This window comes from Paenibacillus sp. FSL R5-0345 (assembly GCF_000758585.1).
GTDB lineage: Bacteria > Bacillota > Bacilli > Paenibacillales > Paenibacillaceae > Paenibacillus_AQ.
Genome location: NZ_CP009281.1, coordinates 6,759,514 through 6,780,656, shown reverse-complemented (window position 1 = coordinate 6,780,656; position 21,143 = coordinate 6,759,514). Strand labels below are relative to the sequence as shown.

The following is a 21,143-nucleotide window of genomic DNA, read 5'->3' as shown; positions in this document are numbered from 1 at the left end:
CTATGGATAATACGGAAATTCAATTCACACAGCTTTTACAGGAACGAGGTATTACACTTACAGCAGAACAATTAGAGCAATTTGATCTCTACTATAAAGAGCTCGTATCCTGGAATAAAAAAATGAATCTCACCGGCATAACAGAGCGTGAGCAGGTTTACACGAAACATTTTTATGATTCGATCTCTCTAGCTTTTTTCCTTAATCTCAATGAGATAAACAATTTGGCAGATATCGGTTCGGGAGCCGGGTTCCCAGGAATTCCGCTTAAAATTTGTTTTCCACATTTGAAGCTGACGATTATTGATTCATTAAGTAAAAGAATTTCTTTTCTACAACATGTCTGTACTACACTGAAATTATCTGATGTGCAATTAATTCATGGTCGTGCGGAGGATATTGCCCGGCAATTCAAGCATCGTGATGCCTACGATTTGGTGACTGCGCGTGCAGTGGCAAGATTATCCTTGTTGAATGAATTTTGTCTTCCTTTTACACGTAAGGATGGAGTTTTCGCTGCCATGAAGGGAAACGATCCTTCTGAGGAATTAAGTGAGGCGAAGTATAGCTTAAAAGAGCTTCGTGCTCAGCTCGACAAAGTAGAGTCATTCAGCTTACCAGTGGAAGAGTCAGCGCGACATATTGTTATTATTCGTAAGACAGGAGCTAGTCCTGCTAAGTATCCACGAAAAGCGGGAATTCCTGCCAAAACACCACTAATTAAGTAATGTTTCACGTGAAACATTATAGATTCATTAATATATTTAAGGTCATTCTCCATTTTAAGGAGGATGACCTTTTTTTGTGGATAATAGCGAGAATGAGCTGAAATGAACGTATATTTAAATATAAACTAAATGAATATGATTTTGAGAGAGTATAACTATGAAAATGCAGGAAAAATAGGTCTTTACGGAGAATATGATTATGTAGAGAAAAGTGATAGAATAGCATAGTAGACTTTTAATTTTGTATATAACTCCTTCTCTGTACTCTTGTTCGAAAGAAGGAGAGATTATGATGCCTGATAGCAGCAGGTGATTTCATAATATCAGAATGTTTTTTATTGCTGTACGATACGCTTTCCGAGAAGAAGGTCAAGAAGATCGTACTATAACGAAATTAGGTGGTTATGAACGGAATGAAAGAACAATTTACCAAGCTATTTGGATTTAACGAGCGGAGCAGCGGAGAAGAAATCAAACAAATACCAGTTCATGAGGTCATTAGCAGTCCTTACCAACCACGGACGATATTCGATGACGATAAGATCGATGAGTTATGCCAGACGATTAAAACTCATGGGGTCATTCAACCCATAGTTGTACGCATGCGCGATTCCGTATACGAAATCATCGCAGGCGAACGGCGCTGGCGCGCGGTTAAAAAGCTTGGTTTAGAGACGATTCCAGCCATTGTTCGTGAATTCAATGATTCACAGGCCGCTTCAATTGCGCTTATAGAAAACTTACAGCGTGAAGGCTTGACCTCCATTGAAGAAGCTGTGGCTTATCAAAAGTTAATTGATCTTCATCAATTAACGCAAGAAAGCTTGGCACAACGATTAGGTAAAAGTCAGTCTACCATAGCTAATAAAATTCGCTTACTCAACCTGCCAGAAGAGGTTAAGACCGCATTAATGGAGCGTCAGATTTCTGAAAGACATGCACGTTCATTATTATCACTCGATAGTGTGGAAATGCAGCTGAAGGTGTTAGCAGAGATCATAGCAAAAGGATTAAATGTTAAACAAACAGAAGCTCGTATTGCTTTCTACAAACAAGTCTCACAAACTAAAAAATCGAAACGGGTCTCCTATACCAAGGATGTTCGTCTAGCTCTTAATACAATTCGTCAATCTATTGATATGGTGACAGGCTCCGGAATGGAAATCAAAACGTCAGAAAATGACCGTGGCGACCATTACGAGATTGTAATCCAAATCCCCAAAAGATAAATTGTTTCAAAAGCTGAAGGCGGCCCTGAGGTGATTGGCCGCCTTTGTTATGGCTAGAACCGAGATGTGTTGGTCCAGCCTGTATTTAAAGTTCCAGTATAAAAATAGTTGTCTATATTCTTCATAAAGTGTGAAGCTACATCAGCGTCAGGAACATTGTACTTGCGATCTACGAGAAGATTCTTCCTAACTATTCGAGGTGAAATAAGTGTCCAAGATTATTGCCATAGCAAATCAAAAAGGCGGTGTCGGTAAAACAACAACCTCCGTGAACCTAGGTGCCGGTATGGCTACATTAGGAAAAAGAGTGCTTCTAGTTGATATCGATCCTCAAGGTAATACTACTAGCGGCGTTGGCGTCAACAAGGCGGACGTGGCGAATTGTATATATGACATTCTTATAAATGAGGTAAACCCTCTAGAAACCATACTGGAAACTCAAAATGAAGGACTGCACATCATTCCGGCGACCATTCAATTAGCGGGCGCGGAGATTGAGTTGGTATCAACAATTTCCAGAGAGCTAAAGCTAAAGAAGGCGCTGAATGCGGTTAAAAACAATTATGATTATATTATCATCGATTGTCCTCCTTCACTTGGTATTTTAACAATCAATTCTCTTACTGCAGCAGATTCGGTAATTATCCCGATCCAGTGTGAATATTATGCGCTTGAAGGGTTAAGTCAGCTTTTAAACACCGTTCGTCTGGTGCAAAAAAATCTCAACCCGCATCTGAAGATAGAGGGAGTATTATTGACTATGCTTGATGCCCGGACCAATCTGGGAATTCAGGTAATAGAAGAGGTTAAAAAGTATTTCCAAGAGAAAGTATATAGAACCATTATTCCTCGGAATGTTCGGTTAAGTGAAGCACCTTCACATGGGCAATCCATAATTACTTATGATCCTCGCTCTAAAGGAGCGGAAGTGTATTTAGAGTTGGCAAAGGAAGTGATTTCTTATGAGTAAACGTTTAGGAAAAGGTCTGGATGCGCTGATTCCATCTTTATCTATTAATGAGGATGATAAGGTAGTTGAGATTCCTTTAGCTCAACTACGGGCTAATCCATATCAACCACGTAAAGATTTTAATGAAGAGGCAATCCAAGAACTAGCAGAATCTATCAGACAACATGGTGTGATTCAGCCAATCATTGTCCGTAGCGTATTGAAGGGATATGAGATCATTGCCGGCGAACGCAGATTCCGGGCTTCGCAATATTGTGGCAAAGCTACAATTCCAGCAGTCGTTAGGAATCTTAGTGATCAACAGGTCATGGAGATAGCCTTAATTGAAAACTTGCAACGTGAAAACTTAAATGCAATGGAAATCGCAGTGGCTTACCAAGGCCTAATGGATCAGTTCTCACTCACACAGGAAGAACTATCGCTTAAGGTAGGTAAGTCCAGATCGCACATCGCAAATTTCCTGAGATTGCTTTCTTTACCTGAAGAAGTAAAAGAATATGTTTCACGTGGAACAATGTCAATGGGGCATGCGCGTGCAATTGTTGCTTTGAAGGATCCGGAAGTGATTAAACAGTTAGCTGAACAATGCGTAGAACAACAATGGAGTGTAAGAGAGCTAGAAGAAACAGTGAAGAACTTGGACCGAAAGCCAGCAAACGGAGTTAAAGCCAAGGTGGTTAAGCGTGACCCCTATATTGATAATGTAGAGGAAGTATTACGTGAACGTTTTAAAACAACAGTGAAAATAAAACAGGGTAAGGAAAAAGGAAAGATTGAATTGAATTACTACAGTGCTCAGGATTTAGAAAGATTGCTGGAATTATTGGGTAACTAAATGGGTATCTATGCCAAGAACATATCCTGAGATATCCTTCATCGGATAATTAGGGGTATGTTTTTTTGGATAAGACGACTTTCAAAAAGAGTATTAGATGAGGGGCGAGGTTATGGAAGACTTCGTATATCTGGATCATGCAGCTACTTCGTGGCCTAAACCACCGGAGGTTGCAGCTGCGATGATGAATGCTCTACAGTCAGGAGCGAATGCTGGCAGAGGTAATTACTCGCTGGCGATGGGTAGCGGGCGAGTGTTAGTAAGGACGCGGAGTGTGCTGGCTGGATTGTTTGGTGTATCTAATGCACAAGATATAGCCTTTACTCATAACACTACGATGAGTTTGAATATGGCGATCAGAGGGATGCTTAAAGCTGGAGATCATGTCATTTCTACGATGACAGAACACAACTCTGTGAGGCGACCGCTAGAATACTTGCGTAAGACACTAGGGGTGACGGTTGATTATCTGAAAGTAGATCGTGAAGGGCAATTGGATTTACAGGAGCTCGAAAATGCTTTCCAACTGAACACCAAAATGGTGATTTGTAATCACAGTTCCAATTTACTTGGTAGCATACTGCCTGTTGGTGATATTGGTGATATTGTTAAATCGCATAACGCTGTATTTCTGGTGGATGCTGCTCAGAGCGCAGGCTCAATTGATATTGATGTTAAAAAAATGAATATCGACTTGTTGGCATTTCCGGGGCATAAGGGACTACTCGGACCACAAGGGACCGGTGGACTTTATATATCGCCTGAATTGGATCTTGAACCTTTAATGTATGGAGGAACGGGGAGTCAATCTGAAAATAGTGATCAACCCTCTGTTCGTCCAGATCGGTATGAAGCAGGAACGCAAAATACGGTAGGGATTGCCGGTTTACTAGCAGGTGTTCAAAAGGTACAATCTTTAGGGACGAATGTTATCCATGAGAGAGTGTGGATGTTAACTCAGAGACTGATGGAGGGGTTGTCCCACATCCCAGGTATTAAACTATTAGGACCCTCACTAGGAGCGCCTAGAACCGGAATTATATCGTTTGTAGTGGATGGAGAAGAATCGGCGAATATTGCTCACCGTCTAGATCGTGATTATAACATAGCAGTCAGAGCGGGTATGCATTGTACCCCTTTGGCACATAAGGCTGTTGACACGCTAGAGAGTGGTGCTGTTCGGGCGAGTGTAGGTGTAGATACGACAGAGCATAATATAAGCAGAATGCTGGCTGCTATGGATGAGTTATATGGCAATGCCCGCAGCAGATGAATAAAAAGGATGGTCCATTCATGTCTGAATTGAATCAATTAATTAGTGAGCAGTTGCAGTGGTTTGTGTTTGCTTTTACAGTAATTATGTTGGTGCTGGTAATCACTGTGATCGCTCAGGGGGCTAAGTTACGTACTATGCGGCGTAAATATGAGGCCATGATGGCTGGGAGCGGTGTAGAGGATCTGGAAGGCCTTCTGGTTGATCTGAAGAACCAAAGCGACATGTTGGAAGAAGAACAACGTGAACAAAAAGCTGTATTAGAAGCTACTCAAACTAAAATGCGTGGCATGAAGTCCAATATTGCACTGAAGCGTTATAATGCCTTCGGTGAACGTGGCAATGATTTGAGCTTCTCCGTCGCTATACTGGATGACAACAGCAGTGGTATTGTATTAACGAGTCTTCATAATCGTGAGAATTCTTATATTTACTCTAAACCTATGCAGAATGGCGAGTCACAGTATGTCCTATCACCTGAAGAAAAAGAAGTTGTTACTCTCGCGTTGCAGCGGACCTAGCATGTAGATTCCATTGTTTTAAGGCGGAATATAGACTCGTAGCAATAATATCAGATAATCGCATAACTAAACTTAACCGCGTGTTTTGCAATACAAAATACTCCATAAAGCCGCCGACATTAACGATTCCCGTCAAGTGGATATCGCCTACCGGCGGCAATTGTTTATTCACGCCAGCACCCGGTCTCAAAGGACCTTCGACAACTTGAATGCAGCCCACACTAGTAGAATGGCCTAAACAAGCATCTATTCCGATGATAAAGGGGTTACTATATCTTTCGTTGATTAGGGATAGAGTTTCTTCAAGGTTAACGGCATGAACCGGCTCTTCAAGAGTTCCATATAAATGAAACAACGGACTATGAAAACGTGATAATGCAGTACCAACAAGAGGACCAAGAGAATCACCTGTGGATCGATCTGTTCCCACACAAATGACGACAATTTGGGTCTCCGGGCGCGTACGTGCAAAGTGAAAAAGTAGTCGGTGGGTAATCGCGGAATAGATATCCGGATCTGTATGTGATATTTTTAAACAAGACGTTTCTTGCGCTGATGTAGCTTTGGATGAAAAATTCATACCATCTTCCTTTCTGAAGCTGATTCTATTTGATGGTATCTAGTATATGGATAGAAGAGGGGTTTTATACTACAGCGGCAAGAGATAGGACGATAATCCTATGGGAGGCGTAACCTATATGCAGGAAGAGATGCTGATCGCGTTTGACTCTACCCAGCAGGCGCTTCGTGCTGAAATGCTGCTTGAGTATGCGGAGATTGAAATTGATATATTTCCAACCCCGAAAGAGATCACGGCAGGTTGCGCAATATCGATTCAGTTTTTTCAAAGTGCGCTGGGAGAGGTACAGAAGATTGTATCTGAGCAGAATATTGAAATACGCGGTATTTACGGAAAACACAACGAGAATTACATACTGATAGAGAGGTAGGGAGGAATACACGATATGAATAGGTGGATATTGGAGGCTACTACTCCCGGTGAAGCTGTAAAAGATGCTTTGCGTTTTAAAGATAAAGTGTGGAACTGGTTTACCGATGCGGATATGTGGGCCAACGTCTTATTCTCGGGTCTACGAATTCTTATTATTTTCCTCTTAACCAGGGTTATCATTAAGATTGTTTCTAATATTATTGATCGTTCGCTTGAACGCAAAACCGGGGGCAGAATCCTGTCGAACACCCGAAGGTTTACTACAGTAGGGGAATTGATGAAAAATGTAGTAACGGTTATCTGTAATTTTGTGATGATCATGCTCGTACTTTCAGAATTCCACTTTGATTTAGCGCCTTTGCTAGCTGGAGCGGGTGTGCTTGGTTTAGCAATAGGTTTTGGAGCACAAAGTCTGGTGAAGGATGTTATTACAGGGTTCTTTATTATTTTGGAGGACCAATTTGCGGTAGGGGATGTAATTCAGACAGGTACTTATAAAGGAACTGTAGAATTAATCGGCTTACGAACAACAAGATTACTTAGCGCTACCGGCGAGGTATTTATTATCCCAAATGGCTTAATTACGAATGTGACTAACTATTCTCTTGCCAATGCTTTGGCTGTAGTCGATGTTCCTGTAAAAATGGAGCGAAGCTTGGAAGCCACATTAGGATTAATTGGAGAGGCCCTAAAGGGCATAGATGAACGTAACTCAAATGTGCTTGCTTACCCTAATGTGCTCGGTATACAGTCCATGAGCACTTCGGAATATGTAATACGCATAGCAGCCAGCTGTGCACCTAATGCAAGAGATGCGGCGGAAAGACAGATTCAAAACGATATAAAACAAGCATTAGAGAAACAGAGCATGCTGGAGCAGGCTCAAGCTGGAGAGGAAGCACGTAAGAAAGCAGAAGCAGAGGCGAAGGCTGAAATAGATCTTGCAAAAACAGAAAATGCACGAGAAGTAACAGAATCGCTAAACACTGGATCAAGACGGCAAATCGCAGCTACACAAGAAGGAGAAGAGGGGGAAGAATAGTGGAACGTAAAGTTTTTCAGCTTGGGGATATAGTGCAGATGAAGAAGCAACATCCTTGTGGATCAAATGAAATGGAAATTATTCGTATGGGGATGGATATCCGAATTAAGTGTACAGGCTGTCAGCATAGTGTTCTGATTCCCCGTGCCAAATTCGAGAAGAATATGAAGAAGGTACTACGCTCTGTGGAGGAAAATACAGACAATAAATAAGCTTGCAAATGGCATGTCTGCATGATACAATTATTTTTGCTGCGGAGAGGTACCCAAGAGGCCCAAGGGGGCTGACTCGAAATCAGTTAGGCGTGTCACAGCGTGCGTGGGTTCGAATCCCACCCTCTCCGCCACTTCAGCATAATATAACATTTAATGAATCCTTCGTTCCTGTAACGGAGGTTTTTTTGTGTCCTATGATAAGCCAAAATGCAATGCAAAAAGAAGGGCCCTTTCGGGTCCTTCTTCAGGAGGCAGTACATCAATGATGTTTGGAATTTCTCTGTTTATAGCGACTAAAGTGATTTAGGCTTTGCTGAGGCTAATGCTTTTTTAAGGCAATAACCCACTACTCTTCCCAGCTTACATTAGATGCTGAATCAGATCTCCTGTGATTGTGTTCGTCTACGACGGCCAACGGAACCACACCTCTCTTTTGTACTGCCTGAGAATAGTATGTGCAGTGTTGCTTTTTTTATACACATGGATTTTAAAAATATAAGTCGAAGGTGTTTAGGCTTGAATTAATGTACGCGTGCTTTCTCGACCTTTTTCCACTTTCGATTTTTGTTGGTGGTCTCAGGGAAGGTATCCCCTTTTTCCATCTTGATGTGTTGTGGATTCGAAATTTCAGTATGGAAGCTTCGAGCTTCGCCTACCTCTGTGTACATACCTGGATTAGGGGCTTTGTCGCCTTCTTCATATTCCGTTTTCTCACCCATCATTATTCCTCCTTTTTTAGTGTAGATGAATTCGTAATTATTGTGCGCAGGTAGTGATTTTTTCATGTAAAAAGAGGTTGAACGGTTGTCCTGTATTAATATTGCTTGCACTCTGCTGTTCATTTTGGTATATTAATCAGGTGCGAGTCTATGTTTGTGCTCGTTCCTTGCTCCTGACGTGATTAGGGGCCTCAGACCATAAGGAGGTGAAAATTATGCGCAAATATGAAGTGATGTACATTATTCGTCCTGACATTGAACAAGAAGCCGTTCAAGCAGCAGTCGATAAATTCCAAGGCATCATCTCCAATGGCGGGGAAATTACAAAGCACGAAGTGCAAGGTAAACGCCGTCTTGCGTATGAGATCAAGAAATTCCGTGATGGCGTTTATGTTTTGGTTAACTTCAATGCAGAACCTGCAGTAGTTACTGAATTAGAACGTCTTATGAAGATTTCTGACGAAGTTATTCGTTATCTCATTACGAACGACGTTGCTTAAGATCTTGACAAGCTTTGTAATGAATCGCTCTAAAGGAGGGGACCAGAATTGTTGAACCGTATCATTTTGATCGGACGGTTGACCCGTGACCCGGAACTTCGTTATACTCCCGCTGGTGTTGCCGTAACGCAATTTACGCTAGCCGTAGATCGTAACTTTACGGGCCAGAACGGTGAACGTGAGGCAGACTTCATCCCGGTTGTAACCTGGAGACAGCTAGCAGAAACCTGTGCCAATTACTTGCGCAAAGGTCGTCTGACAGCAGTGGAAGGACGCATCCAAGTGCGGAATTATGAGAATAACGAAGGCAAACGTGTATACGTAACTGAAGTTATTGCTGATAATGTTCGTTTCCTGGAATCTTCACAGAGCCGTGAAGGTGGAAATACTTCAAGTGGTGCAAGTAGTATGCCTGAAGAACCAGCATATGGTGGCGGTGGTAACGCTGGACGCGGAAATAACAACAATAATTTCTCGCGTAACAACAATACTCAAGATCCTTTTTCGGGCGATGGTAAACCGATTGATATATCGGATGATGATTTGCCATTTTAATTAGGAAGGACTGAAAAGAATATGGCTTTTAAACCAAGAGAAGGCGCCGACAACGACAAAAGACCGGCACGTCGTGGTGGACGCAACAAGCGTAAAAAAGTTTGCTTTTTCACTGTGAACAAGATTACTCACATTGATTATAAAGATACCGAACTTCTTAAGAAGTTCATCAGCGAACGTGGAAAGATTTTGCCACGTCGTGTAACAGGTACAAGTGCAAAATACCAACGTGCTCTTACCATTGCTGTAAAACGCTCGCGTCAAATCGCGTTGCTTCCTTACACAACGGAATAGGACGTTATATAAAAGCAGTCGGGAAACCGACTGCTTTTTTTGTACATAGAAATGAGAGTACGATTAGGGACAGCATGAAATTGAATGATTTGGGTATTCACCGATTTGACGATGGAACCGTAATGTGTTAAATTACAGCTATCCTATAACTAAAGGGGAAATTTTGATGTTGGTGACCGTTCTTAACTAGCAATTTCATAACACTTGATTAGGAAGGCTTTAGCAGGCTCGTCATGAGGCGATTACGTGCTCTATTTGAGTTCGTATTACGCAGCAGTCTGTTGTTCCTTACGAGTGGATGATTTAGTTAAGAACACACGAAGCGTCAAATGGCCTCTTTACGGCTGTTGTTCTCTTTGTAATTAACCGTGCTCTTATTGCACGGTTTTTTTGTTTTTCGGCACCTGCTACATTTAAGGGCCTTAGAACGATAGGAGGCATCAGTTTAAAAAGAAGGGCAAGGACTGCCATAGTGGCATTCTTTGTCCTTCTTTGCGTTAGGGAGAATTAGGTCCAAACCAATAGAGATTTGAAGGAGGATTTGCTGTGAACTTACAAAGTCTAAACACATTGGAATACGAAATTATTAAAACTGAGCTTGCCCGTCACGCAGTATCTTATGTGGGAAAGAAAGCTGTAGAAGAGCTTATGCCAATGACTTATTTACCGACGATTCAAAGAGCAATCGAGGAAACTTCTGAAGCTAAGGAACTGCTGGAACGAGGATCAAGTGTACCGATTCCTTCATTAGAAGGGATTGAGTGGATTATGTCATTAATGGGGACTGGATATTTGTACAATGAGCAAGACTTCACAGCAGTTGCTACATTTCTTAAGAGCTGTAGTCAACTGCGCAAATATATGTCCTCTAAAGAACAAAGCGCTCCACGAATTGCTGCATATGCCTCTTCGTTGATGGAATTAAATCATGTGAGAGAGGCTATTGATCGCTGTATCCGTTTTGGTGCAATTGATGATGGAGCAAGTAAGGGGCTAGAGCGTGTTCGTAAGCGAATCGTAGTGGCTAAAGAACGTCTTCATAAAAAAATCGACGGGATTATGTTACGCCATCAATCGATTTTACAGGAGAATATTTATAGTCAGCGAGGCGGGCGTTACGTTATCCCCGTAAAACGGGAATATCATAAGCAAATAAAGGGATCGGTACTTGATCAATCCACAAGCGGACAGACGGTCTTTATCGAACCGGACGAGATTGCTTCCCTCCAGATTGAGCTTGATTTGTTGTTAGGAGAAGAGGCGCGAGAAGAAGCTGTAATCCTTAGTATGCTGACTAGTATGGTAGAGCAGGAACAGACCACACTGCGCCTTAATATCGAGGTTACGGGCACGTATGATTTTATTTTTGCCAAAGCTAAATACGCACGAACGCTGGGAGCATCTGCTGTCACGCTGAATGCCAAAGGCTTTTTAAAGATGAACGGTGGTAGGCATCCCATGCTGAAGGATATGATTCCGATCAATCTAGAAATTGGGAGGGGTTATAAATCACTGATTATTACAGGACCAAATACAGGTGGGAAAACTGTGGTTTTAAAGACTCTGGGATTGCTGACGATCATGGCTCAATCAGGGCTGTTGATTCCGGTTGAGGAGGGAAGCGAGTTTACTGTTTTTTCGGACGTGATCAGTGTAATCGGCGACGGACAAAGTCTGGCACAATCACTTAGTACGTTCTCGGCGCAAATGAAGAGTATTGAGGGAATGCTGAGAGATGCATCTAAAGGGGTGCTGCTGCTCATTGATGAGCTGGCGGCTGGTACAGACCCGGGAGAAGGCATTGCGCTCTCTATCGCGATTCTGGAAGAGCTGAGCCGTAAAGGCGCGAATATTATCGTTACGACACATTTTAATGAGCTAAAAGCCTTCGCAGCCGCAACGACTGGCTTTCAAAATGCACGAATGGAATTCGACAAAGAGACGTTGCAACCGTTATATCGCTTGACTATCGGGGAAGCGGGGGAGAGTTATGCTCTGCAAATCGCTAAAAAGCTAGGTATACAAGATAGTGTTATCAAACGATCATGGGAAATTGTAGAGGCGCAGCAACAAAGGCTGCAGAAAGGTAGCGGCGAGGCATGGGGCAGTCTGTTCAGCACAGAGGAAGAGCCGAGAAACGCTGTAGCAACAGTAGAGGTACATGAAAACGCAGAAGAAGAGGCTACTCCATCCATCCGCAGTAAGGAGAAGCTGGTCGATTTTGAAATTGGAGATGCAGTTGTTGTAACATCACTGGGCCGGACAGGAATCGTATACGAGAAGCGAGATCATTTAGGTATGGTTGGAGTAATGATTCAGAAGCAAAAAATGAAAATTAATCATAAGCGGTTGAAGCCTTACCTTTCAAAAGAAGAGCTATATCCGGAGGAATATGACTTTGATATTATTTTTGAGAGTAAGGATACACGTAAAAAGCGCAAATTGATGCAGCGTAAACATGTTGAAGGCTTGAGAATTACGCATAAGGATGAAGAATAAATGCAATGAAGATCTGTCCGCGAGGCAGGTCTTTTTTTATTAATACAACGAAAATATGAAATTCAAGCAGGAGTAAAGGCCTATAGCTTAGAAGTTATTGTAACCGCCATAAAACTTTGTTACAGTAAAAATATTTATATACCGTAGCTTATATGTAGATATATGTAGATATACGTTCAACTAGAGAAGGGAAGAAACACATGAATAATAAGAAGATGTGCAGGTTGTTGTTTATGCTGCTTGTGATGGCGACCCTATTGTCAGCATGTAGTAGAGCAACTTCCAGCAGTAATTCATTATCTTTTCGACATAATTTGGTAGAGGATAAGCCACAAGCTGGTGGAGTAATTACTTACGGATTCTCCTCACCGTTTACGGGCTTGTTTGAGCCTGCATTTTATGAAGGTGAAGATGATTTTCATGTGTTAGAGTTTATTACTGAGCCGATGTTTAGCGTAAATGATGATCTATTAACGGTTCCTAATATCGCTTCTTGGCAGGAATCTGACGATCATAAAGTATTTACCTTTAAAATCAAACCGGGAATCCGTTGGCACAACGGTGATGAATTAACGGTCGAGGATTGGAAATTTGCGATTGAAACTATCGCTGATCCAGATTATACGGGCTCGCGTTATTATAGTGTTGAAATGATTCAGGGTGCAGAAGCCTATCATAAGAAAGAAGCGAAGGCTATATCCGGCTTGAAGGTTATAGATCCCTATACTTTGAAGATAACTGTAACTGCTGCACGGGTAAACACTATCGATAGTCTATGGCCTTATCCGATGAATAAGAAATACTATACTGGAATCGCTGTTAAAGATATGCCCGAGAGTGACCAGATGCGAAAATCTCCTATTGGGATTGGCCCTTTTGAAGTTGAACTTATTCAGCCTGGTGAGAGGGTAGAAATGAAACGTTTTGATCAATACTATAAAGGTAAGGCGCTATTGGAAGGCGTAGTGTATAAGGCTTTTGACGATAGGGAAGTGGCCGAACGTTTTCAAACAGGAGAAATTGATATAGAGTCAGCCCCTAGGGATGCTTATGAAGAGCTAAATAAATTGGAGAATGTAAATATCTTGCAAACTGCTGAGCTAGGCTATGAATATATTGGTTTTAAATTCGGACATTGGGATACTGAAACCGAGACCATCGTAATGGATAACCCTAAATTTGAAGATAAAAGGTTACGCCAAGCTATGTACTATGCTCTAGATCGTGAAGGGATCATAAAAGCATATTCCCACGGTCTGGCTGAACCTGTAGAGACTCCAATATCTAGTACAAGTTGGGCAAAGATTCCTGATAATCAGATTAATGCTTATCTATATAATCCTGCAAAGGCTAAGGAACTGCTGGATGATGCTGGTTTTTTGGATGTAGACGGTGATGGATTACGGGAAGATCCGAAGGGCCAAAAGCTGATGATTCATTTTGATTCTATGCTGGGCAGCCAAACAGCAGAGCTGCGTACGAATGCCATTTTAAGAAATTGGCGTGATGTTGGACTCGATGTACAGCTAAACGGCGGAGCATTAAAGGAATTCCACACCTTCTACGACGCAGTGGAAGCCGACGATCCGTCGATCGAACTATTTTACGGAGTATGGGGGCTGGCGAGTGATCCTGATCCTACGGGTCTATGGAGAGAAAATGATCTGTGGAACTATCCGCGTTGGTCTTCGGAGCGTAATGAAGAGCTGATTCGTGAAGGCGTAAGTATGAAGGCATATGATATGGATTATCGTAAAGAAATTTATTATGAGTGGCAGAAGCTAGTTAATGAAGAAGTCCCTATGATCTTTTTTGCTGAACGAAAAGCTATTGTTCCAGTAAATAAGCGCCTACAAGGCGTTCGTGTGAACTCTATAAGTACGATTATTGATCCTTATAAATGGTGGATTAAGGAAGAGGACGAAAAATAAAATAAAAATTTTTTGTGAAAAGTGAAATCAAATTGTAGTTTCATTCGTCATATATAGTATGGAGGATGACGACGATGAAAAGACGGATAATAGTGGGGACAATTGCAGCTGTTTTAGTCGTTGTCTTGCTTGTGGTGTGGAGGCCAACTGGGCTTGGTTTTAAACCGAATATTGATGCGGAATCAGCAGTGCTTTTAGATATGGATACCGGAGATATATGGGTGGATATAAACGGTGATGTACCCATGCCACCGGCCAGTGTGTCTAAATTAATGACAGAAATGATTGTGCTGGATCAAATCTCCTCTGGAATGATTAGATGGGAAGATAGGGTTACAATTAGTGATTTCGCAAGTAAAATGGGTGGCACAAGTCTCTCATTGAAGCGTGGAGAATTCTATACCATAAGGGAACTATTTGAGGGAATGACCATTTATTCTGCTAACGATGCTACTGTTGCATTGGCAGAGTATATGGCTGGCTCAGAAGCTTCATTTGTGCTAATGATGAACGAAAAGGCACGTAGTCTAGGATTATCTTCCAACACAATATTTACCAACTCAACGGGACTATCGGGTAAGGATCTTGGTTTTACTGCTCCCAATGTGCATATCAGCGGTGAGACTATGATGACAGCTCGGGACACCGCCAAATTGGCTGCCGCACTAATCTATCATCATCCGGATATTCTTAATATTTCTAGCCGTACTCAAATGCATTTGAAGGATAAAGGTCTATATGTAAGTAACAGTAATTTCATGCTTCCAGCTATGGGTGGTATTTACGCTTATGAGGGTACAGATGGCTTAAAGACTGGGCATGATAACCGGGCAGGATACTGCATTGCAGGCTCAGCCCAGCGGGATGGCCATCGGCTTATTGCAGTTGTTATGGGGGCAAAAACTTATGAGAGCCGTTTTGAAGGGGCAGCAAAATTATTTGATTATGGGTTCTTCCGCGGTTTGCAATCTGGAGATAGGGTTAAACATATGATACAACCGCTCAAAATTAGGAATTAATGTTGGAGCGCCATACCAGTATATATTACTTGGTTTGGGGCTTTTTCCCTATTCATGTCGTTATTTGTTGTTTCTTTTTATCCATTTAGTGATTACAATAGAAATATTGTTTTACTCCACATTATTTTTAGGACCGCAAAAAATTTTTTTTCTATAATTTTGAATGACCTGAATTTCCTGAATGGGGGGACAATAAGATAATGGAATAAGGGATAGCCGATCGCTGTGAGAAATAAAGACATGACTGCCTGATGAAGATCAGGGAGCATTATATATAAGGCAAGCAATTATTCTACAATAAAGAAGGAATCAAAGATGAAAAAAATAAAGAAAAGATATATCGCCCTCATCGTTCTTGTTGTTATTATAGCGGGAGGCTTTCTGTTTCGTAATTCCTTGGCTGTATTAGCCTTCGACCTCTTTTTGTCTGATCGGGTTGAAACTAAGCTAAAGGAAGAATCTTACCAGCCACTTAAGGATGATAACAAGGTTAAGCCAGAACCGGTTGTGTACAAAAGCGATCCGTTCTCAATTATGCTGCTAGGTACCGATCAACGCGAAAATGAAACCGCACGTTCGGATACCATGATGTACGCTGTTGTTCGCCCAGAGGATTATAAGATCCTGCTTATTTCTATTCCGCGTGATACGTATACGGAAATTATAGGCCATAAGGATAATAAAAAGGATAAGATTACACATGCCTATGCTTTTGGGGGGCAACAAATGGCCAAGGATTCTCTAGAAGCGCTGCTTGGTCATGATATTCAATATTATGCCACAATCAACTTCCAAGGACTCAAGGATGCTGTAGATGCTATTGGAGGCGTTCCACTGCCGATTAAGAAAGACATTGTGAACAAAGGTAAGGATCATGAAAAGTTTACAATTGAAGCTGGAAAATCGCTTTATAACGGACAAGAAGCGCTGAATTATACGCGTTATCGTGAGGATAGTGACTTTAACCGCACCAAGCGCCAACAAGTTTTTATTGATGTTGTGGCTAATAAAATGTTATCGATCAGCCAAATTGGCAACATTCCAAAACTGCTTGATATTATGGGGGATAACTTCAAGACCGATATAGAGCCTTCGATGATTATTAGCCTAGCTAAGAAATTCATGGGCGGAAAAGGGATGGATATCTCCAGCTTCACAGTTATGGGCGAAGGTAAACGTATGGATGGTATTTATTATGATATCGTTGATGAAGAGGATCTGAGCGAAGCTAAGGCGATGATTGACAACTGGATGAATGCAGCAACACCTATAGATCAACTAATCGAACCTGGAAAAGCAAGTAATGCACTGGAACCTAAAGCAACGGCAGTTACGCAATAATTCTAAAGTGGAAATTAAACTCATATAAATAATTGCAGCAGCCATTTACATTCTCATGGCTGCTGCTTACTGTCTTCATGCTATAATGTATTGGAACTATTATTAAGCTGTCACGTATTAATAATTTTGCATGGCAGTAAGAGGAAGCTAAAGAACCGTAATTCCTTCGGAACTCTTTGAGGAGGATCAAGAGATGAATATTGCATTTTTTTTACTTCCGAAACAGGAAGTCGCTTGCGTAACGATCGATTCAACGCTACGCCAAACGCTGGAGAGGATGGAGTTCCACCGTTACACTGCTGTCCCTATTCTGAACCGAAATGGAGAATATGCTGGCACGGTTACAGAGGGTGATCTGCTCTGGTATATGAAGGAATCCGAGGGCAAGGTTACTTTCGAGAACGCTTCAAAATTCTTACTTAAAGATTTGCCGTTAAGGATGAATAACAGACCTGTCTCGATTGATGCGGATATGGAAGATCTGATTAATTTGGCTAAGGTACAGAACTTTGTTCCTGTAGTCGATGATATGAACCGGTTTATTGGTATTGTTCGCCGGAGTCAAGTCATAGAATATTGCGAGAAATTTGTATCAAAACAATCACAAGAGTCATTATAGCCCAATTTATTCGCGGTAATAGAAGCAATCGGAACAAGGCCTGTATTTCCGGCGATAACGGAAAACAGGTCTTTTTTTAAAAAGGTTAGAAGTATTAGTTCGGCCCTTGTTGAAGCATACTTAAGGTGCGCGGGGCGCCTTGTGTGACACGGAATTTTTTATGCTATAATGGAGAATAAAGCTTTTTGCCGGAGGTAGAGAGACGTGTCCAATGTGCCGAAGGATCTAGATGTAGCTAAACGCGCTAAGGTAATTGAATGGTTAAAAACAGAAGTGATTGACCAAGTTTCACGGTTATTTAAAGCGTTATGGGAAGGCAGTACTACCCGTGTGGGTGACAGCCTGGCTAGTTTGATTATGAGCTCTTATATATTGGGCCGCAGACTAGGGATTCCTTATCGTCAGTTAGATGACTTGCTACTCGAGAAGCTCAGAAAGCATAAGCAGGAAGGGCATCAGTTGGAAGAATGGTATCAAGATATATCTGCTTTAGAAGAACATATGCGTAAGAGGTGAATACTGTTGAAATTTCGCTGGTCATCTGTGGCTTGGAGTGTAGCATACTTACTTTTGCTGCTTAGTTTAACGACTCCACTGCTCATCATCACTACCTTATTTATGATTGTTCCGGCAGTAGTGTTATTCACTACGCTGAACACCAAACAATTCGTTCTACACGTATTACCGGTGTTGCTGATCGTTGGTCTGATTACACCTATTTATGTGCTGATCGCGGCGTATTTCTTAATACCTGCTCTGGTTATGGGACGTTGGTATAAAAGACATGCCTCAGCAATGTCTACCGTGATTGCGGGTACAGTTACAATTCTTGGAGAATTCTTGTTACTCTTATTACTCGGTACGGCGTTATTTAATTTTGATCTGTCTAACTATGTGAACGATGTGCTACAGATGGTTAACTCACCTCTGTCTGATCTCGGTACCGCTAATCCACTGTTTACTGATCTTGGGTTTACGACTGAGGATGTAAACAAGCTAAGTCATATGACGGTTCAAATGATCCCGATGACTCTAATCGTAAGCTCTTTCATGATAGCTGTCATTACGCATTCTATTGTCCGTCCGATTTTGAACAGTATGAATTATGCAGCGCCTAAGATGAAGCCTGCTCGTGAGTGGAGACTTTCTAGATCGTTTATTTGGTATTATTTGATTGGTGTGGTTCTTCAGCTCTTCTTCGCAGGATCGGAGAATAATTACATCCTCATGATTTCTGCCAATCTGCTGCCGTTGCTGCGAATTGGCTTTATGATTCAGGCGATTGGATTCTTCTTCTTCCTGGCGCATGAACGCAAATGGAACAAGATGGCTGCTATTCTGCTAGCAATTCCGGTCATTTTACTACCGCCGCTACGCATTATTGGTATTATTGATCTTGCTTTCCCACTGCGGGAGTATGTGACGAAATCGAAACGATAGGGTGAGAGTTCATGCCTAAATTTCTGCAAAGACGCTGGCACGGCTATCATACCGTATGGGCGTTCATGCTGCTGTTGGCCCTTATTATAATTGTTAGTATTTATAATTGGGCACTAGGGGTCGTTAGCCTGTTTCTGGCAGGTACATTATGCTTCTATATGCTGAAGACGGAGATTACGTTCCGCCGTAATTTGGTGGAATATATAAATGGATTAACTTTTCGTATTAAGCGGGTGGAGGGAGAAGCAGTTAGCATGCTGCCCCTCGGAATCATTCTGTTTAGCGAGGATCGAACAGTAGAATGGAATAACCGCTATGCCGGTGATGTTTTTGCACGCAAGTCTTTAGTTGGTGAACCACTGCAGGAATTACTGCCAGATATGCAGTCTTTTTTTACGACGAATGTAACAGGAAAACGGGATGTCCTCAAAGAAGGTGTATTGCACGACACTCGCCTTGAGCTCACTGTGGATGAACGATATTATCAAGCCGTAATTATTCCAAGTGAACGTATTCTATACATGTATGACATTACTGAGCTTGTGGTGCTACGTGAACGTTATGAGGATGAGAAGCTGGCGATCGGTATAGTGATGATGGATAATCTAGATGAATCTGCTCAAGGAATGGATGATCAACAGCGTACTTCTCTGATTGCTAAGGTAGCAAGTGAGATCACCGAATGGAGTAAACAGTTTGATGTTTACCTGCGTCGTCTGTCTTCTGAACGTTATCTAATGCTGCTTAATCATCGTAGCCTGCAAGCGCTGGAAGAAAGTCGATTCGTTATTCTCGATGAGATTAGGGAAATGACCGCCGACCTTAAGGTTCCCATGACACTGAGTATTGGCATGGCATTTGGAGCAGACTCTGCAAGCGAGCTAGGCGCTCTGGCGCAATCCAGTCTGGATATGGCGCTCGGCAGAGGTGGAGATCAGGCTGCTGTAAAAGCAGGTCAGAGGTTATCTTTCTACGGTGGAAAGAGTAATGCCGCCGAGAAGCGCACACGAGTGCGTGCAAGAGTCATTGCACATGCGCTGCGTGATCTGATGCAGGAGAGCGACCGTGTGCTGATCCTTGGGCACCGGACTCCAGATATCGATGCTGTTGGCGCTGCGATTGGCCTTCTAAGGGCCGCACAGATGTATAATGTAGAGGCCAGCATTGTGATGGAAACTCCTAATCCTTCCATAACGAACATGATGGAGCAGATTCGGAAAGATGATGAGTTGTTTAAGTCATTCATCACAACGGAGCAATCCTTACAAGTAATGACGGAGCATACATTGCTTATTGTTGTGGACACCCATAAGGCGTCAATGACAATGGAACCGCGGCTTGTGCAATATGCCAGTAGAATTGTTGTGGTGGATCATCACCGTAGAGGTGAAGAGTTCATCAACGATGCTGTATTAGTCTATTTAGAGCCTTATGCTTCATCAACCTGTGAGCTAGTGACAGAGTTGCTTCAATATATCCATGAGAAGGTAAAGATTAGTCCATTGGATGCTACAATGCTCTTAGCGGGAATTACTGTAGATACGAAGCACTTTGCACTGCATACGGGCTCCCGTACATTTGAAGCTGCAGGATTTCTGCGCCGAAATGGTGCGGATACCGTTCTTATTCAGCGTATGCTGAAGGAGGACTTACAGGAGTATATTTCAAAAGCCGAAATTATCAAGCATGCGCGTATGATTTATGATCAAATCGCATTGGTGGTTACGGCACCAGGTATGAAGATTCCGCAGCTGCTTATCGCTCAGACAGCGGATACGCTGCTTGGAATGACGAACGTAGTCGCTTCATTTGTCATTAGTGAGCGACCAGACGGCCTGATAAGCATTAGTGCTCGATCACTTGGGCGTATGAATGTACAGGTCGTGATGGAAAAAATGGGTGGCGGTGGGCATCTATCGAACGCCGCGGTACAGCTAGAAGGAACATGTAAAGAAGCAGAAGCCAGACTGCTGAAAGTGCTGGCTGAAATCGAATCGAAAGAGGGTTTATTCGAATGAAGGTCATTTTCATAAAAGATGTTAAGGGTCAAGGTAAAAAAGGTCAGGTTAAAGAGGTATCCGAAGGTTATGCTTCGAACTTCCTATTACCACGTGGATTAGTTCGTCCGGCAACGGAAGGCAATGTGAAGACGCTTGAGAATCAAGCAGCTGCTGAACAACGCCGTAAAGATAACGAAAAAGAAGAAGCTCAGCAACTGGGCAAGAAAATAGATGAGCTTACCCTTACTATGAAGGCAAAAGCAGGTGAAGGCGGCCGTCTATTCGGCGCAATCACGAGTAAACAAATTGCTGAAACGCTAGCTTCCACTCAAGGTATTTCCATCGATAAGCGCAAGATTGAGCTAGGTGAACCGATTCGCCATTTGGGAGTCTTCCAAGTAAGTATAAAACTACACACTGAAGTAAAGGCTACCCTTAAGGTTCAGGTAACGGAGGAGTAA

Annotated in this window: 23 protein-coding genes and 1 tRNA gene; 22 read left to right on the top strand and 2 right to left on the bottom strand. The window is 42.2% G+C overall.

Annotated features, from left to right (window positions below; all coding sequences use genetic code 11):
• Positions 1–2 precede the first annotated feature (2 nt).
• The 6 genes from rsmG to R50345_RS29930 all read left to right on the top strand — a co-directional run bounded on the left by rsmG (position 3) and on the right by R50345_RS29930 (position 5,556).
• Positions 3–728: a 16S rRNA (guanine(527)-N(7))-methyltransferase RsmG gene (rsmG, locus tag R50345_RS29955; RefSeq protein ID WP_042131730.1), complete on the top strand. Its 726-nt coding sequence runs from the start codon at positions 3–5 to the stop codon at positions 726–728.
• Between the two features lie 413 nt (positions 729–1,141).
• The gene (gene noc, locus R50345_RS29950; RefSeq protein ID WP_042131729.1) at positions 1,142–1,957 is read left to right on the top strand and encodes a nucleoid occlusion protein; all 816 of its coding nucleotides are present in this window, start codon (positions 1,142–1,144) and stop codon (positions 1,955–1,957) included.
• Positions 1,958–2,165: 208 nt separating this feature from the next.
• Positions 2,166–2,927 carry a ParA family protein gene (locus tag R50345_RS29945; protein WP_042131728.1) on the top strand — a complete coding sequence of 254 codons (762 nt, stop codon included), beginning with the start codon at positions 2,166–2,168 and terminating at the stop codon, positions 2,925–2,927.
• Positions 2,920–3,762, top strand: coding sequence for a ParB/RepB/Spo0J family partition protein (locus R50345_RS29940; protein ID WP_042131727.1), 843 nt, complete (start codon positions 2,920–2,922; stop codon positions 3,760–3,762). Before R50345_RS29945 ends, R50345_RS29940 begins: the two co-directional genes overlap by 8 nt.
• 112 nt (positions 3,763–3,874) lie before the next feature.
• Positions 3,875–5,035 carry an aminotransferase class V-fold PLP-dependent enzyme gene (locus R50345_RS29935; RefSeq protein ID WP_042131726.1) on the top strand — a complete coding sequence of 387 codons (1,161 nt, stop codon included), beginning with the start codon at positions 3,875–3,877 and terminating at the stop codon, positions 5,033–5,035.
• A 20-nt stretch (positions 5,036–5,055) separates the two neighbouring features.
• The gene (locus R50345_RS29930) at positions 5,056–5,556 is read left to right on the top strand and encodes a DUF4446 family protein (RefSeq protein WP_042131725.1); all 501 of its coding nucleotides are present in this window, start codon (positions 5,056–5,058) and stop codon (positions 5,554–5,556) included.
• Here R50345_RS29930 and yyaC read toward each other — a convergent pair.
• Positions 5,531–6,136 carry a spore protease YyaC gene (gene yyaC, locus R50345_RS29925; protein ID WP_042131724.1) on the bottom strand — a complete coding sequence of 202 codons (606 nt, stop codon included), beginning with the start codon at positions 6,134–6,136 and terminating at the stop codon, positions 5,531–5,533. The genes R50345_RS29930 and yyaC overlap by 26 nt on opposite strands.
• A 118-nt stretch (positions 6,137–6,254) precedes the next feature.
• Here yyaC and R50345_RS29920 point away from each other — a divergent pair, with 118 nt between their 5' ends.
• The 4 genes from R50345_RS29920 (at position 6,255) to R50345_RS29905 (ending at position 7,896) form a co-directional block, all read left to right on the top strand.
• A complete protein-coding gene (locus tag R50345_RS29920) occupies positions 6,255–6,506 on the top strand; it encodes a putative Se/S carrier protein (protein ID WP_042131723.1) in 252 nt (83 codons plus the stop codon).
• A 15-nt stretch (positions 6,507–6,521) separates the two neighbouring features.
• Positions 6,522–7,550: a mechanosensitive ion channel family protein gene (locus R50345_RS29915; RefSeq protein ID WP_042131722.1), complete on the top strand. Its 1,029-nt coding sequence runs from the start codon at positions 6,522–6,524 to the stop codon at positions 7,548–7,550.
• A complete protein-coding gene (locus R50345_RS29910; protein WP_042131721.1) occupies positions 7,550–7,762 on the top strand; it encodes a DUF951 domain-containing protein in 213 nt (70 codons plus the stop codon). The genes R50345_RS29915 and R50345_RS29910 overlap by 1 nt, the downstream gene beginning before the upstream one ends.
• Before the next feature lie 43 nt (positions 7,763–7,805).
• Positions 7,806–7,896: transfer RNA gene (locus tag R50345_RS29905), tRNA-Ser, on the top strand.
• 390 nt (positions 7,897–8,286) lie between these two features.
• Here R50345_RS29905 and R50345_RS29900 read toward each other — a convergent pair.
• Positions 8,287–8,484: a YjzC family protein gene (locus R50345_RS29900; protein ID WP_042131720.1), complete on the bottom strand. Its 198-nt coding sequence runs from the start codon at positions 8,482–8,484 to the stop codon at positions 8,287–8,289.
• A 215-nt stretch (positions 8,485–8,699) separates the two neighbouring features.
• Between R50345_RS29900 and rpsF the strand changes: the two genes are divergently transcribed.
• The 12 genes from rpsF (at position 8,700) to rplI (ending at position 21,143) form a co-directional block, all read left to right on the top strand.
• Complete coding sequence (rpsF, locus tag R50345_RS29895; RefSeq protein ID WP_036677776.1) at positions 8,700–8,984, top strand: 30S ribosomal protein S6; 285 nt, start codon at positions 8,700–8,702, stop codon at positions 8,982–8,984.
• 48 nt (positions 8,985–9,032) lie between these two features.
• Positions 9,033–9,539 carry a single-stranded DNA-binding protein gene (gene ssb, locus R50345_RS29890; RefSeq protein ID WP_036677780.1) on the top strand — a complete coding sequence of 169 codons (507 nt, stop codon included), beginning with the start codon at positions 9,033–9,035 and terminating at the stop codon, positions 9,537–9,539.
• Between the two features lie 21 nt (positions 9,540–9,560).
• Entirely contained in the window at positions 9,561–9,833 is a 273-nt protein-coding gene (rpsR, locus tag R50345_RS29885) for a 30S ribosomal protein S18 (RefSeq protein ID WP_036651767.1), read from the top strand.
• Positions 9,834–10,379: 546 nt separating this feature from the next.
• On the top strand, positions 10,380–12,332 hold the full coding sequence (locus R50345_RS29880) for an endonuclease MutS2 (protein WP_042131719.1): 1,953 nt from the start codon (positions 10,380–10,382) through the stop codon (positions 12,330–12,332).
• Between the two features lie 200 nt (positions 12,333–12,532).
• Positions 12,533–14,263, top strand: coding sequence for an oligopeptide ABC transporter substrate-binding protein (gene opp4A, locus R50345_RS29875; RefSeq protein ID WP_231573996.1), 1,731 nt, complete (start codon positions 12,533–12,535; stop codon positions 14,261–14,263).
• A gap of 74 nt (positions 14,264–14,337) precedes the next feature.
• Complete coding sequence (locus tag R50345_RS29870) at positions 14,338–15,282, top strand: D-alanyl-D-alanine carboxypeptidase family protein (RefSeq protein WP_042131718.1); 945 nt, start codon at positions 14,338–14,340, stop codon at positions 15,280–15,282.
• 315 nt (positions 15,283–15,597) lie between these two features.
• A complete protein-coding gene (locus tag R50345_RS29865; protein WP_042131717.1) occupies positions 15,598–16,623 on the top strand; it encodes an LCP family protein in 1,026 nt (341 codons plus the stop codon).
• 193 nt (positions 16,624–16,816) lie between these two features.
• Positions 16,817–17,242, top strand: coding sequence for a CBS domain-containing protein (locus R50345_RS29860; RefSeq protein ID WP_042131716.1), 426 nt, complete (start codon positions 16,817–16,819; stop codon positions 17,240–17,242).
• Positions 17,243–17,455: 213 nt separating this feature from the next.
• Positions 17,456–17,758, top strand: coding sequence for a MazG-like family protein (locus R50345_RS29855; RefSeq protein WP_170880353.1), 303 nt, complete (start codon positions 17,456–17,458; stop codon positions 17,756–17,758).
• Between the two features lie 6 nt (positions 17,759–17,764).
• Positions 17,765–18,682: a DUF2232 domain-containing protein gene (locus tag R50345_RS29850; RefSeq protein ID WP_042131714.1), complete on the top strand. Its 918-nt coding sequence runs from the start codon at positions 17,765–17,767 to the stop codon at positions 18,680–18,682.
• Between the two features lie 11 nt (positions 18,683–18,693).
• On the top strand, positions 18,694–20,700 hold the full coding sequence (locus R50345_RS29845; protein WP_042131713.1) for a DHH family phosphoesterase: 2,007 nt from the start codon (positions 18,694–18,696) through the stop codon (positions 20,698–20,700).
• The gene (rplI, locus tag R50345_RS29840) at positions 20,697–21,143 is read left to right on the top strand and encodes a 50S ribosomal protein L9 (protein WP_042131711.1); all 447 of its coding nucleotides are present in this window, start codon (positions 20,697–20,699) and stop codon (positions 21,141–21,143) included. Before R50345_RS29845 ends, rplI begins: the two co-directional genes overlap by 4 nt.